The 14,094-nt window shown below is 40.7% G+C and carries 14 protein-coding genes; 4 read left to right on the plus strand and 10 right to left on the minus strand.

The genetic code is table 11. The features are described from left to right. Nucleotides 1-33 precede the first annotated feature (33 nt). The 5 genes from BJI48_RS00720 to lysA form a co-directional block, all read right to left on the minus strand. Nucleotides 34-588: an aminodeoxychorismate/anthranilate synthase component II gene (locus BJI48_RS00720; RefSeq protein ID WP_095330801.1), complete on the minus strand. Its 555-nt coding sequence runs from the start codon at nucleotides 586-588 to the stop codon at nucleotides 34-36. Further along, the gene (locus BJI48_RS00725) at nucleotides 585-2,255 is read right to left on the minus strand and encodes a chorismate-binding protein (RefSeq protein WP_095330803.1); all 1,671 of its coding nucleotides are present in this window, start codon (nucleotides 2,253-2,255) and stop codon (nucleotides 585-587) included. Before BJI48_RS00725 ends, BJI48_RS00720 begins: the two co-directional genes overlap by 4 nt. Beyond that, nucleotides 2,252-3,148, minus strand: coding sequence for a phosphatidylglycerol lysyltransferase domain-containing protein (locus BJI48_RS00730; protein WP_095331074.1), 897 nt, complete (start codon nucleotides 3,146-3,148; stop codon nucleotides 2,252-2,254). Before BJI48_RS00730 ends, BJI48_RS00725 begins: the two co-directional genes overlap by 4 nt. Before the next feature lie 65 nt (nucleotides 3,149-3,213). Then, nucleotides 3,214-4,290 carry a prephenate dehydratase gene (pheA, locus tag BJI48_RS00735; protein WP_095330805.1) on the minus strand — a complete coding sequence of 359 codons (1,077 nt, stop codon included), beginning with the start codon at nucleotides 4,288-4,290 and terminating at the stop codon, nucleotides 3,214-3,216. After that, nucleotides 4,277-5,545 carry a diaminopimelate decarboxylase gene (gene lysA, locus BJI48_RS00740; RefSeq protein WP_095330807.1) on the minus strand — a complete coding sequence of 423 codons (1,269 nt, stop codon included), beginning with the start codon at nucleotides 5,543-5,545 and terminating at the stop codon, nucleotides 4,277-4,279. The genes pheA and lysA overlap by 14 nt, the downstream gene beginning before the upstream one ends. 93 nt (nucleotides 5,546-5,638) lie before the next feature. Here lysA and BJI48_RS00745 point away from each other — a divergent pair, with 93 nt between their 5' ends. Further along, nucleotides 5,639-6,028 (plus strand): hypothetical protein, encoded by a 390-nt coding sequence (locus tag BJI48_RS00745; protein ID WP_095330809.1) that lies wholly within the window; start codon nucleotides 5,639-5,641, stop codon nucleotides 6,026-6,028. Between the two features lie 48 nt (nucleotides 6,029-6,076). Here the strand turns inward: BJI48_RS00745 and BJI48_RS00750 are convergent, their stop codons facing one another. The 5 genes from BJI48_RS00750 to mltG form a co-directional block, all read right to left on the minus strand. After that, nucleotides 6,077-6,646, minus strand: a complete 570-nt coding sequence (locus BJI48_RS00750) for a 2-oxoacid:acceptor oxidoreductase family protein (RefSeq protein WP_095330811.1) — start codon at nucleotides 6,644-6,646, stop codon at nucleotides 6,077-6,079. A 1-nt stretch (nucleotide 6,647) separates the two neighbouring features. Continuing rightward, the gene (locus BJI48_RS00755) at nucleotides 6,648-7,475 is read right to left on the minus strand and encodes a 2-oxoglutarate ferredoxin oxidoreductase subunit beta (RefSeq protein WP_095330813.1); all 828 of its coding nucleotides are present in this window, start codon (nucleotides 7,473-7,475) and stop codon (nucleotides 6,648-6,650) included. After that, nucleotides 7,476-8,603, minus strand: a complete 1,128-nt coding sequence (locus BJI48_RS00760) for a 2-oxoglutarate synthase subunit alpha (RefSeq protein ID WP_095330815.1) — start codon at nucleotides 8,601-8,603, stop codon at nucleotides 7,476-7,478. 25 nt (nucleotides 8,604-8,628) lie between these two features. Next, on the minus strand, nucleotides 8,629-8,943 hold the full coding sequence (locus BJI48_RS00765) for a 4Fe-4S binding protein (RefSeq protein ID WP_095330818.1): 315 nt from the start codon (nucleotides 8,941-8,943) through the stop codon (nucleotides 8,629-8,631). A 260-nt stretch (nucleotides 8,944-9,203) separates the two neighbouring features. Continuing rightward, nucleotides 9,204-10,118 (minus strand): endolytic transglycosylase MltG, encoded by a 915-nt coding sequence (gene mltG / locus BJI48_RS00770; RefSeq protein ID WP_257874331.1) that lies wholly within the window; start codon nucleotides 10,116-10,118, stop codon nucleotides 9,204-9,206. Between mltG and BJI48_RS00775 the strand changes: the two genes are divergently transcribed. The 3 genes from BJI48_RS00775 to nth all read left to right on the plus strand — a co-directional run bounded on the left by BJI48_RS00775 (nucleotide 10,081) and on the right by nth (nucleotide 14,070). After that, nucleotides 10,081-13,122, plus strand: coding sequence for a DUF3971 domain-containing protein (locus BJI48_RS00775; protein ID WP_095330822.1), 3,042 nt, complete (start codon nucleotides 10,081-10,083; stop codon nucleotides 13,120-13,122). The two genes, mltG and BJI48_RS00775, sit on opposite strands and share 38 nt — an antisense overlap. Before the next feature lie 79 nt (nucleotides 13,123-13,201). Next, nucleotides 13,202-13,435, plus strand: a complete 234-nt coding sequence (locus BJI48_RS00780) for a FeoA family protein (RefSeq protein ID WP_095330825.1) — start codon at nucleotides 13,202-13,204, stop codon at nucleotides 13,433-13,435. Continuing rightward, nucleotides 13,432-14,070, plus strand: coding sequence for an endonuclease III (nth, locus tag BJI48_RS00785; protein WP_095330827.1), 639 nt, complete (start codon nucleotides 13,432-13,434; stop codon nucleotides 14,068-14,070). The genes BJI48_RS00780 and nth overlap by 4 nt, the downstream gene beginning before the upstream one ends. The last annotated feature ends 24 nt before the right edge of the window (nucleotides 14,071-14,094 follow it).

Here is a 14,094-nt window from a genome sequence, read left to right on the forward strand (position 1 = left end):
CCCTACTACCTTGCTAAAATCCCATCAAGCCCCTCAAAGATTCAAAAAATTTTCTAATATTTTTTTACCGCCAAAAGAAAGCACCGATTCGGGGTGAAACTGCACGCCATAAATATCATAACACCGGTGCTTGAGCGCCATCACGACCCCATTTTTATCATAAGCGATACCCAAAAGCTCCTCGCCTAAAGAACAAACGTGCAACGAATGATACCTCCCTACTTCCAAGCACGTCCCCAACCCCGCAAAAAGCGCACAAGGAAGCAAATCAATCCTGCAGGCTTTCCCGTGAATAGGCTCAGGAAGTCTTGCGACTTCCCCGCCAAAAGCCTCTGCAATGCACTGGTGTCCCAGACAAACACCAAGTATCTTTTTGCTCTTGGCATAATGCCTGATAGCACCCACGCTGATTTTGGCATCCTTTGGGCTTCCAAATCCGGGTGAAATCAAAATATGGCTATAAGGGGCGAGCGCTTCTAAGGTGATGGCGTCGTTTTTAAATACATCAATAGAATGGTCGAGCGCCTCGATATAATGGACAAGATTGTAAGTAAAAGAATCATAATTATCAATCATCGCGATTTTCATTGCCACACCTCCACCAAAGTAGCCCCCCGAACCGAATTGACACAATAAATCTTCTCGGCTTTTTTCAAATCCGATAGATACAGGACTTTTTGTGTGCAACGATGTTGGGTAAGCAGTTTTTCTCGATACACCCCAGCAAGCAGCCCACATTTGATAGGGGGTGTAAAAAGCTCGCCATCAATTTGTAGCACCAGATTGCTCCTAGCACCCTCGGTGAGTTCGCCATATTGATTAAAAAACACCTCATCAAAAATCTTCCCCGCTGCAATCTTTTGCATACTTTGCTCATACCAGGGGCGATAGGTGGTTTTGTGATACAAAAAATCATTGCGATTATCCAAAAATTCCTCGCTCAAGATGATTTGATTACTCATTGCAGGCACAAATGGCGCATAACGTTTGTGCGTGCGTCCATCCCTATCCAACAAAATCCTCAAAATCCCATCTTGAGTAGGCGTGAAATCCTCTAGCGTGCCATCAAATGTGAAACCAAAATAATCTGCGGTATTTTTGAGGCGTTTGAGATGGAGTGAAAAATCTGCAATCATAAGATCTTGCACCCGCAGGGTCTCAACCAAACAAAAATCAACCTTTGGGCGCACAAAGAGCGATTTGAGTTTGCTCTCATCCCATTCATCTTTTGCCTTGCTATCCCAGACAATACCCCCACCAACATTGAGCGTATAAACCTTGTCATTATGGCGTTTATAAAGCGTGCGGATAGGCACGCTAAAGGTCATACCTTTTGGATGGATAACCCCAATCGCACCGCAATAAACGCCCCGCTGGGTGTTTTCAAGCTCGCTAATTATCTCCATCGTCTTGATTTTGGGCGCACCCGTGATCGAACCACAGGGGAAAAGGGATGCAAAAATCTTATAAAGTGGCGTGCGCTTGGGAATCTTGGCAGTGATTTCTGAAATCATCTGGTGAAGTGTTGGGTGGGTTTCTATCTCAAAAAGCTTGCTCACTTTGACGCTGTTTTTCAAAGCGATTTTACTCAAATCATTCCGCAACAAATCGACAATCATCACATTTTCACTTTGATTTTTGAGGTCATTTTTGAGAAATTCTTTGTTTTTCACGTCCTCTTCTTGGTCTTTCCCCCTAGCAATCGTGCCTTTCATCGGTCTGGTAATAATAGTGTCGTTTGCCCCATCAGAAATAACCTCAAAAAAAAGCTCGGGAGAAAAACTCAAAATGCTTTCAAATTCATTAATAATCAATGCTTTATAAGGCGTATCTTGATTGTTTAAAATAGCAGAAAAAATACTCATCGCTTCACAATGGGTCATCACATCAACGGGATAGGTAAAATTGGTTTGGTAAGTGTCTCCCCTAGCGATAGCGGCTTTTATCTGGGCGATTTTGTCCTCATAAGTGTCAAAATCCATCGAAGATTTTAAATGCGGGTAAAAAACATTCCAAATGTTTTTTTGGCGGATAAAAGGACGGCTTTTTTTAAAATGTTCAAAATACAAAAGCGGGGTTTTTGAAACGACATCTTTGCCTAAAAAAATATCTTTGGCTTCATATTTTATATAGCCAAGAAAATACCCATTCTCACGATGTGCGTCTATGTATTCTAATGCTTTTTGAAGCCCTGTTTTATCAAAAGCAATTAGTTTTTTTAGGCTATCTTCATAGACCCTATCGCCAAAAATCATCCCGCAAAAATCGCCTCAAATTTTTCAACCAAAAATGCAGGATTGTAGCTCATTTTTGCTCGGCGTAAGCCCTCTATACCGAGATCTTCCTCACGATTGGCATAGGCATAATTGCTAAATTCATTCAAAAGTAATTGCTGGTTGATGATTTGATATGCCCCGTGGTAGCTCGCATTTGCCTTTTCGATATGCACGACGACCATATCGGTATTGATGACCTCACCAAAGCTAAAAGCAACGATTTCTTCCCCCACACTCACAAACCCGCCAGCAAAGTCGAGCGATTCGTAATGTTTGAGTGCATTGATAATCCCGATATTTTCATTTATTAGCCCCTCGCTTGCCCCATCTTGGATCTGTGCAAACCATTTCTCCCACACCGCAAGCACACGATGTTTGTTCGAACCATCGATACGGGTATAAACAAAATCAGGATAATTTTGCAAAAATTGATTGAGGTGATTTTTTTTCTTGTGGTATTTACGCCCAGAAAGCTCGATAAGCTCTCGGATATGATAAACATAATCACTGCGATCGCGATTGGGGGTAATGCGAAATTTTTGGGGGAATTTCGCCTCCAGCTCCTCTGCCCAGCGCTCTTCTAGCGAATGGAACTCTAGCGTTTCATCTCGAATCGCACAATCTCGGACCAATGCCTCTATACAAGGGGTTTTGTCCCCCTCGCCAATGGGATAGAAATAAAACGGCGGTTGGTTTTGAACCTGCGTGCGTATCACCAAAAAATTTTCCACAATCGCATAAGAAATCTCTCTAGCTGTGTGCCAAATATAAAGATTGCCAAAACTAATATCTGAAATAGTAAAAAAATCTTTCTTTAAAAACGTGTCAAATAACGGCTTGTCTTCTAGGGAAATTTTTTTATAGGCGATCATTTTTTCTTGCATTTTTCCCTGTGCTTTTGCTTGCATTTTTTTCCTTCCATTCTCCCTATCACCCATCAGGCATTTTCATCCATCTTCACATAGCTACCCAGCCATTTGAGTTCGCCCTTGCGTGCTTCAAAAAGCTCCTGGATATGCACGTCATCACGATGCCCATCAAAATCAATATAAAAACCAAAACTAAAATCTGATTTTGTCTTGATAGGGCGAGAATCGATCTTAGTGAGATTGATACCCCTTTGGCTAAAATCTTTTAGCAAAAGAAGCAATGTTCCGGATTTGTCAAACTCTTTGAGGGTCGCAAAAACCGATGTTTTGTCCTTGCCACTCGGGGCATTGACAAAATCACTGATGATGACAAAGCGGGTTTTGTTTTTGTTGGAATCTTCGATATTATCAAACATAATAGGCAAATGATACAGCTTCCCAGCAATCTTTGAGCAAATCGCTGCGGCATTTTTATCTTCTTTGGCAAGCTGGGCAGCCTTGGCAGTGGAATCTACAGGAATCCTATCGATGTCTTGGAGTTGGTGGGATTTGATAAACTCATTGCATTGCCCAAATGCAATATCTTTGGAATAGATACGCTTGACATCGCCTAAATGCTCGCAATCACTTGCAAAACTATGGTGAATCGGCAAGATAATTTCTGCGATGATTTTGAGTTCGGAATTAGCCAGCAAATCAATCGTATCGCCCACCATCCCGTTGGTATTGTTTTCCAAAGGGACGACGCCGTATTTAGCACGCCCCAGCTCGACAGCCTTGAAAACTGAGGATATATTTGTCATCGCCAAATATTCACTCATCGCCCCAAATCTCTCCTCAGCCGCCTGGTGCGTATAACTCCCCAAAGGTCCGAGATAAGCGACTTTTTCGGGCAATTCCAAATTCCTAGAAATCGCAAAAATCTCTTGATAAATCGCCTCGATCGCCAAGGCATTAAGATAGGCAGATTTCTTATGTGCTAAGCGCTCAATGATTTGCTTTTCTCGCTCGGGTCTATAAATGCTAGAGCCTGTTTGAACCTTTTGCTTGCCAATGTCTGCAACAACGGCAAGTCGCTGGTTTAAAAGCTCAAATATCGCATCATCAATCGCATCGATTTCATTTCTTTTTTTAGTCAGATCCATTCGTGTCTCCATAAAGAATTTCAAGCTCATCATTCACCATATCAGCAAAGTTTTCTCGATGTTTTAGCAATCTATCTTTACCCGCTTCCATCCCAACTTCTGCGGCTCTTTTTCTGGTGTTATAATTGCTCGACATACTAAAACCATAAGCCCCCGCATTCTCAAATACGATCAAATCCCCTGCACGCAATGGTGGGAGCATAACATCTTTTGCAAGATAATCCCCACTCTCACAAATCGGCCCGACAACATCACACAGGCTCTCTGCCTGCATTGGGGTATCTGGGATTTGATTTTGCGTATCACTTTGGGGGTGATTTTGCCGATACACTTTTATGCGATGCCTCGCCCCATAAAGCGCTGGGCGCATTAAATCATTCATCGCCCCATCGACAATCACAAAGCGTTTTTCTTGGGTATGTTTTTCATACAAAACTTTCGTTACCAAATACCCGCTTTCCCCCACGATATATCTCCCCGGCTCACAAATGATGGTAAAATCCAAACCCTTGAGTGCCCCTAAAATCGCTTGAGCGTAGTCATAAAGTGCGATAGTGTTTTCATTATCATAAGCGATCCCAATCCCCCCGCCCACATCAAAAAATTTCAAATCGATTTTAAGGGCAAGCAGTGATCTGGCAAATTCGGCGATTTTTTCGACACTCATAGCGATAGGTGCGAGATCGCTAAGCTGCGAACCAATATGAAAATGAATGCCGATAGGTTCTAAAAACGAGGATTTTTTGGCATAAAGATAAAGCTTCAAAGCAGTTTCTTTATCCACGCCAAATTTGTTCTGATGTAGCCCTGTAGAGATGTAAGGGTGGGTTTTGGCATCAATATTGGGATTGACACGGATAGAAATGCGGGCTTTTTTACCCAAGCTTTTTGCGATTGTCTCGATACGTTCGAGTTCTCCGCTAGATTCGACATTTAAAAACAAAATATCTAGTTTCAAAGCCTCATAGATTTCCTCATCACTTTTCCCCACGCCACTAAAAATAATGCGATATTTTTTGACACCTGCTAAAATCGCACGCCTCACCTCGCCGATAGATACACAATCTGCGCCACTTTCAAGCTTTGCAAGCGTGTGGATGACACTGAGATTGGAATTAGCTTTTAGGGCATAGCAGATTAAATTTTTTCTACCAGAAAAAGCATTTTTGAAACTCAAAAATTGCTTTTTTATCCTATCGAGGTCATATACATACAAAGGCGTTTTGTATTTTTGTGCAAGGCTCAAAAAATCCATCTTTGTCCTTATCTTTAATAGAATTTATATAAAAAGGCTACAATTCTAACTAAAAGTCTTTAATACAACCATTCAAATACAGGTGAGAGTGCAATGAATCCTAACGAGTTTTTTATTATTGTTTCATTTGTTATTGTTTTTGGAGTATTTTTTATCACTCTATTGAAACTTTTAAGCAAAAACAAACAAGAATTTGCCCTAAACAATGAAAAACCCATTGATTATAACACCGTAATGCTTTTGCTTGATTCGAGATACAGCACGGATAAAGAACTTCAAAGGGCGATTGAATATTTTTTCAGCAATTATGAGCAATGGGATTTGAGCAAATCTCAAAAGAAGAACTTTTTGTTTGCAATCTGCCTACACAAAAAAGCCGATTCAAAAATCATTCTTGAAACACAAAAAAAACTAACTGATTTGAATACAAATTTGAAAAACGATTTTGAAAAAATCGTCAAGCGTGCGATTGATATTAGATGATTTTTAGATGATTTGATGATTCGCAAAATCACCAAATCAAAATGAGTTCTAAGATTTTGCTACGCCAGCTTTCATCGCTTCTAAAGCGTGTTTTTCGCCTAAATCAAATGCTTTTTTATTCAAATCCACCACTTTTGCGGGGACTTTGCTAATCATTGTATTGAATACCAAGTCCCTATCGACGCATTTGGTGAAAGTTACCGTTACTGCCAGTGCAACTACCGATTGGGTTACGACATTCCCAACCTCTTCTTTTGCGATGGTGATGATGGGGATCTTATAAATCTGAAACTTCTCAAAATCCTCTGGCGTTGGGAATACTAGATTTGGCTCAACCACCACAATACCGCCTGCTTTGAGACCAGATTTGAACTGATTATAACTCACTTGTGCCGTAGAAAGCATAAAATCTATCTCGCCCTCATTAGCATAAGGGTAAAGTATCTCATCAGAATCCAAAAGAATATCAACCTTTGTAGGTCCGCCCCGCACTTGGCTGGTATAGGTAGATGCCTGCACACCATAACCCCCGCCACGGATACGAGACTCAGCGAGTATCTCTCCAGCAAGCAAAACCCCCTGCCCGCCAACACCAGTAAATCGCAATTGGGCTTCCATATCAATGCCCTCCTTTTTCTTGGGCTTTTTTGATGACTTCTTTATAGGCTTGGGTGTATTCGGTTTTTGTCGTGTCGTGCTTCAAGACGCCCGTAGGGAATTTCCCCTCTTTTTCTTCATCGCTAAGCTCATCATATTTGCGTTTTGAAATCGTGCGCGATTCGATCCATTTAAGCGTCTGGACAGCTTCGCCCATCTTGTTTTTACGCCCGAGATTGATATGGCAATTGCTATGGATATCAAAAAAACTAAATCCCTCGTGTTTGAATCCCTCAATCAAAACTTTTTCGACCTTTTTGGGGTCTAAAACACTCTCCCTCGCAACAAATGTCGCCCCAGCCGCATCAGCAAGTTTGCAGGGATCAAAATTGTTATCGATATTCCCATATTGCGCAGTTACCGTCCACATCCCTTTGGGTGTTGTGGGTGAGGTTTGTGAGTTTGTAAGCCCATAGATAAAGTTATTTACCACTACCAAATTGATGTCAATATTCCGCCGACACGCGTGAATGGTGTGATTCCCCCCAATCGCAAGCGAATCACCATCGCCTGATACAACGATGACGTGTTTGTCTGGATTTGCCATCTTGATACCCGTAGCATAAGCCAAAGCCCTGCCGTGCGTGGTATGAACGGTGTTACAATTCACATAAGAACTCATCCGCCCGCTACAACCAATCCCACTTACCAAACACACATCATTCATCTTCCAGCCAATCGCATCAATCGCCCGAATGATTGACTTCAAGATAACGCCATCGCCACAGCCCCAACACCACAAAGTGGGCATTTTCTCCACTCGTAAATATTCATCATAATTAAATGCCATTTAGATCTCCTTTAGCTTAGAGATAATTTGTGCAGGCGAGATACTGCGCCCATTTGCCTGCCCCATAAAATGCACTTTTCTTTGCAGGATTCTCTCGATTTCTTCGATATATTGCCCTTTATTGAGCTCAATGACTAAGATTTTTTCAAATCTTTCACCCAACGCTTTGATTTGTTTTTCAGGGCTAGGCCAAATCGTGATCGGACGGAAAAGCCCGACTTTCTTGCCATTTTGTTTTTTGAGCTCCACCATCGCTTCTTTTACTGCCAAAGACACCGAGCCATACGCAATGATAGCGACCTCAGCATTTTCAAGATCAAGCTCTTCGTTTTTGCTAATGGTATCAATGCGGGATTGTATCTTGCCAAACAAGCGATCAATCAAGGCTTGACCGAGCTTCGCATCTTCGGTTGGAAATCCGATAGGTCCGTGATGAAGTCCCGTGATATGGTAGCGATAGCCTTTGAAAAATGGATTCAAAACAGCCGGCTCATTTTCAGGGACACCATAGGGCTGGTAATCCTTAGGATCGCCATCAAAGGTTTTTCGATTGACAATTGTTTTTTGCATTTCTTCCAGATCAGGAATCATCGTCTTACCATACATATGCCCAATCGTCTCATCCATTAGCAAAAATACCGGTGTCATCAGTTCTTCTGCTAGATTGAATGCCCGAAATGCCTCTGTATAAGACTCCGCTAGATTCCCCGGCGCAATAGCGACAGATTTGTAATCGCCGTGAGTGGGGTGTTTCAAAAAAGAAATATCACCTTGTGCGACACGGGTAGGCATCCCCGTGGAGGGACCTGAACGCATTACATCAGCGATTACGAGCGGGATTTCAGCCATAAAGCCCAGCCCGATTTGCTCGACTTTGAGAGAAATCCCCGGTCCCGAGCTTCCCGTCATTGATTTGACACCACTCATACTCGCCCCAAGCGAAACTGAAATCCCGCTAATCTCATCTTCCATCTGGATAAAATGCCCACCATATTTTGGAAGCAAAACACTCATTTGATGCATAATATCTGAGGATGGCGTGATGGGATAACCCCCATAAAACCTACACCCAGCCTCGATAGCAGCCATCGCCACTAATTCATTTCCACCAGAAATAACTTCTCGCATTATCTTCCCTTTTTTAGATAAAGTTTTAATTCAACAACATAAAATTATTTTCTCTGACCTTTTGCGCCCTTTCTTGTGCAGCTTGAGAAACCTTTGCAAATTTGAATTCTTTTCTATCGGCGACATAAATCGCAAAATCCGGGCAGTGCAATTCGCAATCTAAGCAACCGATACAACTCTCTGGATGGGCAACCTCAACGATTTTACCTAGCACCTTGTTCGCATCAAGTCGCATACCCAAAACACCAGCAGGACACAAAGAAACACAAATATCACAACCCTTGCAACGATCTTCATTCACCCAGACGGGCTTATCCTTTGGAGCAACCATATTAGACATCATTTTCTCCTTTGATTGACATATTCAGTTCAGCAATCCCCACCCCTAAAACGGCAGATTCAACCTTCAATCCAAAAATAGTAACATAAAATCTTGAATAATCCCAATTGTATCTTTGTCAAAAATTTCAAAATGGGACTTCGCCTTTGAAACCCATTGCGCTTTCTAAAAATTTATTAGCCTTAAAAAATCAAATCCAAAAAACTTTCAAAAATCTGCCATCAAAATCTTACCATCGTCTCTATAAAATTCAATAGAATCTAGCGGATATTTTTCAAATGTTGTTGGTAAGTGGTGCTAAAAATATGATTCCCATTCCTTGTCTTTACAAAATACAGATATTTCACATCTGCTGGGTTGATGACTGCCAAAATCGCATCCATACTCACGCTCCCGACTGGATAGGGAGGGACACCACGATATTTGTAGGTATTATAAGGCGTGGTATCTTTTTTGATACGTTCAGGCGTTACTTTTGTGTGCGAATACTGCCCATAATTGAGCGATCCATCCATTTGTAGTGGCATACCAATTTTTATCCGATTGTAGATAACTGCAGCCACGATAGGCATTTCCTCTTGATTTGCGGCTTCTTTTTGCACGATCGAAGCAAGCGTTACATAACGAAACCATTGTTTCTCATCAAAACGCCCCAAAACCTTCATCGCTAATTCTTTATGCTTATTCATTGATTGGCTCACGAGATATTGCATTAAATAATTCGCACTAATCCCCAATGGTAATTTATACGTATTTGGCAAAATCACCCCATCTGGAAATGGCGCATACCGGTGGTAAGCTTCCCATAGATCAGCTTCTTTGAGTCCAAAAATATTGCTCGCATCACGGATAAAAAAATACATTGTCTCACCCGGTATAAGTGTAATATCTTTCAAAGCAGCCTTGGACTTGGTGAGGCGGTATAAAAAATCGCCCTTAGTAAGCTCAGTCTCTCCAATATCTATCCACCCGCTTTGTGGCTTTCCCATTATGCGCAAAATATATTTATCAAAACCATTCACATCAAAATTATTTTTAGACAAATATGTTATAATCCCAGCAATCGACCCCTGTGGCATATAAATAACGCTACTCGAACGCATAGGAATACTTAAATAAAAAAAGATCGACACCGCTATGAGTAAAATCGTATCAAAAAAAATACTTAGCCTCATTATTTTCTTTGTTATTATCATCACACTTCTTTTTGCAGGGTATAAAGTTTTATCTGATGGGTTTTCTATCCAACATCTCAAAATTGGTAAAATTAATATCGATGCATTGTATCTAAAACTAGACAATAAGCTCATACTTGACATCGGCAAGCTCGATGTATCCGCCTATCTCAAAGCAGATACCCAACAACCCCTCGACATAGAAGCCTTTACTGAAAATATCAAATACGGCATTTGGGCGGTGTCTTATTTCCAAAGACTCAGTATCAAAAAAATCGTTTTAGATGAGAACAGAGAAGCCTCTGTGATTTATGATGGCAAGCAATACCAACTAAAATTCCCCAATATCCAAGCGGATTTTGCGATCGAAAATGATGGCAAAGATATCCATCTCAAAATCCTCAACCTCATCTTCAAAAATGCCAGTATCCAAACCGATGGGAATATCATTTACTCGACCCAAACCAGAAAACTCGGTTTCAATCTCGCTATATCCCCACTGCAATCAAAAAATGCCGTGCTTTATCTGCAAGGCATCACCAATCTCAAAACGCTTGAACTCAAAGCCAAAACCTCTGAAATCAAAGATATTGCATTCTTGCAACCATTTTTTGAGAAAATCGACGAACCCGAACTGCAAGAATGGATTTTTGAGAAAATAAAATTCTCCAGCCTCCAAATCTTTGCAACAAAGATTCAAGCAACGCTCACAAAAAGGCACTTTCTAGCAACATTGATTAAAAATGCCAACATCCAAATGCGTCTAAAAAATCCAGAAATTTATCTTGATAACAATCTCGAACCCATCCGTGCCAAACAAGCCAACCTAAAACTAGAAAATCAAAAAGTTGCTATTGGCTTACAAAATCCCGTGTATGGAGATACCGACCTAGATGGCTCAGCACTTAGCGTCTCTAATCTGCTTGAATCCCCTAAACTTGATATAAAGATCATTTCCAAACAAGCCCGCTACACCCAAGCTATCAAAAATTTACTGGGCGTCTATGGCATCACGTTGCCATTAGAAGCCATCGAATCGCCTCTGGATACAAATATCAATCTTTCTATCCAGTTTTTGCAAGATTCTGAGCCTATTTTTAGCGCCAAAGGGCTCATCAGCTCCCAAGAAAACCATTTCTTGCTATATGACATCCCCTTAGATATCCAAAATGCCAATGTCTCCCTTGACATCACGCCTGAATCCAAATACGTTTATATCAATACGATCCACACCAGATACCAAAATATCGCTGATATTGACACGAATATCACTCTCAATCTCCAAGATAAAAATCTCCAAGCCAGCACAGCCATCCACAAACTCCAAATCAGCACCAATAACGACATCAATACCCAGCCCTATCAAGCCCCTATAGTAGCTAAAGAGAGCCAAGAACAAAACGAGCAAAAAGACCAAGAACATCAAGAAGACACACAAAAAACACCAGCAGACAAAGAAACGCCAACAAATGAAGAAACATCAATAGATAAAGAAGTGCCAAACGAAATACCCACAAACCAAACAGCCCAAGCCAACCAAAATGATCAAAAATTGCCCGCTCAAACGCCCCAAAACCCAGAATCCCTCAAAAGAAAAATCATCGAGGCTATCAAAGCAGAATCTCAAAAAAAATTCACGAAAGATATTTTTTATGCCGACAGCCAAAATCTCCCCACGCTTGCTCTTGACGTCGATTTTTCAAACCCAGAATCCGTAATTTTAGACATACCTGAGTTTGACATTGAAGCAAAGATGGATGATGATTTTTATACATTCAACGCAAAAGATTTAAGCAAATTTGCCCCCTATTCCCCGCTAATGCAATACCTTGCTATCAAAAATGGCAACCTCCAAATCGCAACACATCGTTTTGAAAATATTGACTTTGAAGTCCAACTATCGGGTCTCAATCTCCCACTTTACCAAAAAGATGGTAGCCAGCTTGATAAGATTGCTATTTCAGGCAATATCAATAATGATGTCATCACCGCTTCCTCTCCAAGCCAAGATATTACCCTCAACATCAAAGACAATCAAACCAACATTGCCTTCAAAAATCTTGATTTCAACCTCGATGAATTTCTCAAAAGCGACATCCCTGCAATCAAAGAAATGCTTGCCCCATCAAAGCTCAAGCTCACACAAAAACAAATCGAAGAAGAAACGCATTTTATACGCGAAAAACAAAGGTATGAACGCCTCCACAATATCAAACCCCAAATCACTACGATTGATTCAGACAACACTACCATCACGTATAAGGGCTATCAAATCCCTTTAGAAAATATCAATGCAAGAATCCGCGATGGGAGATTTGGAGCTGATGGGACTTACAAAAATGGTGTCGCCAATCTTGACATCGCCCATCAAAATATCCTCATCAAAGCCAATAATTTCAGTGGTGATTTCGTCAATAAAATCCTCAAAAAAAATATGATCAGGGGCGGGCTTTATACCCTTATAGGCGCTTATAGAGATGATATTTTCAATGGCGAACTCAAACTCCAAAACACACTTTTTAAAGATTTTGCACTTTTGCAAAATATCATTAATCTCATCGATACCGTCCCCTCACTCATCGTATTCAAAAATCCCAATATCGGCATTGATGGCTATGAAATCCAAAAAGGCAGTATCACATTTGCGATCAACTCCAAATATATCGGATTTGAACATATCAATCTCATCGGGCAATCGATGGATATCGATGGGAATGGTATCATCGAGCTCGGATCAGATGAAATCAATATGAATCTCACTATATCGACCATCAAAAATCTCAGCAATATCATCAACAAAATACCCGTAGTGGGCTATCTGATACTTGGTGATGAGGGAAAAATCTCGACTAATATTATTGTCAATGGCACGCTAGAAAAACCCAAAACAGAAATCACGCTGGCTGAAGACACCATCAAAGCACCATTTAACATCTTGCGTAGGGTTTTTACACCCATTGATATTATTGTCGATGAGATAAAAAACGAAATGAAAAAAAATTGATTTGAATATTAAATTTAATATTCAATACTATAATGAATCAAATTATGAATAAGCAAAAATTTCAAATCAAAGGATCGCAATGACGCTCGATCAATGTGAAAAAGGCAAATCATACAAAATAAAAAATATTGATTTTTGCGACAATGCTCTAAAAAATCGCTTCATATCATTTGGGATTGCCAAAAATGCAATTTTTACACTCCTATATTGCTCGACAAAAAAATCAACCCTAGCTATCTCTATCAACCAATCCCAAATCGCCCTGCGAGAGCACGAGGCAAAATACATCGAAGTCGAGCAAATGCCACAATGACAAAAAAACAACGCATTTTAGAGATAAAAAAGCGGTTTTTAGAGCATTACCCCAATCCAAAAACTGAACTCAAATACCGCAATATCTATGAATTATTGGTTTGTGTAATGCTTTCAGCCCAATGCACAGACAAGCGGGTCAATATCGTTACTCCCGCACTTTTTGCGAGATACCCCACGCCAGAGATGCTCGCAAAAGCCGATATAAAAGAGCTCAAAGAAATCATCAAATCGGTTTCGTTTTTTAACAACAAAGCGAGCAATCTCATCAAAATGGCAAACCAAATCATCAATGATTTTGATGGCAAAATCCCCACCAGCCAAGAGGAGCTAAAAACCCTCGCAGGCGTGGGACAAAAAACGGCGAATGTCGTTTTGATCGAATATTTTGAGGCCAATTATATGGCTGTGGATACGCACGTATTTAGAACATCGCATCGATTGGGGCTAAGCAAAGAAAAAACCGCCATTGCCACAGAAGTAGAACTCACAAAACTTTTCAAGACAGATTTGAGCATTCTCCATCAGGCATTTGTGCTTTTTGGCAGGTATATCTGCAAAGCCATCAAACCAGAATGCCATAATTGTTTTGTGGTGGATTTCTGCACCTCAAAGAGCAATTTCAAACCCGCATAAAGAAAATCTAGGTATAATCAAAAA

The organism is Helicobacter sp. 11S02596-1 (genome assembly GCF_002272825.1).
Classification (GTDB): domain Bacteria; phylum Campylobacterota; class Campylobacteria; order Campylobacterales; family Helicobacteraceae; genus Helicobacter_J.

Bases quoted from the DNA above. Each gene is read 5' to 3' on its own strand.
- BJI48_RS00720 (WP_095330801.1), bottom strand. From the start codon at position 588: ATGAAAATCGCGATGATTGATAATTATGATTCTTTTACTTACAATCTT.
- BJI48_RS00725 (WP_095330803.1), bottom strand. From the start codon at position 2,255: ATGATTTTTGGCGATAGGGTCTATGAAGATAGCCTAAAAAAACTAATT.
- BJI48_RS00730 (WP_095331074.1), bottom strand. From the start codon at position 3,148: ATGATCGCCTATAAAAAAATTTCCCTAGAAGACAAGCCGTTATTTGAC.
- pheA (WP_095330805.1), bottom strand. From the start codon at position 4,290: ATGGATCTGACTAAAAAAAGAAATGAAATCGATGCGATTGATGATGCG.
- lysA (WP_095330807.1), bottom strand. From the start codon at position 5,545: ATGGATTTTTTGAGCCTTGCACAAAAATACAAAACGCCTTTGTATGTA.
- BJI48_RS00745 (WP_095330809.1), top strand. From the start codon at position 5,639: ATGAATCCTAACGAGTTTTTTATTATTGTTTCATTTGTTATTGTTTTT.
- BJI48_RS00750 (WP_095330811.1), bottom strand. From the start codon at position 6,646: ATGGAAGCCCAATTGCGATTTACTGGTGTTGGCGGGCAGGGGGTTTTG.
- BJI48_RS00755 (WP_095330813.1), bottom strand. From the start codon at position 7,475: ATGGCATTTAATTATGATGAATATTTACGAGTGGAGAAAATGCCCACT.
- BJI48_RS00760 (WP_095330815.1), bottom strand. From the start codon at position 8,603: ATGCGAGAAGTTATTTCTGGTGGAAATGAATTAGTGGCGATGGCTGCT.
- BJI48_RS00765 (WP_095330818.1), bottom strand. From the start codon at position 8,943: ATGTCTAATATGGTTGCTCCAAAGGATAAGCCCGTCTGGGTGAATGAA.
- BJI48_RS00775 (WP_095330822.1), top strand. From the start codon at position 10,081: ATGAGTAAAATCGTATCAAAAAAAATACTTAGCCTCATTATTTTCTTT.
- mltG (WP_257874331.1), bottom strand. From the start codon at position 10,118: ATGAGGCTAAGTATTTTTTTTGATACGATTTTACTCATAGCGGTGTCG.
- BJI48_RS00780 (WP_095330825.1), top strand. From the start codon at position 13,202: ATGACGCTCGATCAATGTGAAAAAGGCAAATCATACAAAATAAAAAAT.
- nth (WP_095330827.1), top strand. From the start codon at position 13,432: ATGACAAAAAAACAACGCATTTTAGAGATAAAAAAGCGGTTTTTAGAG.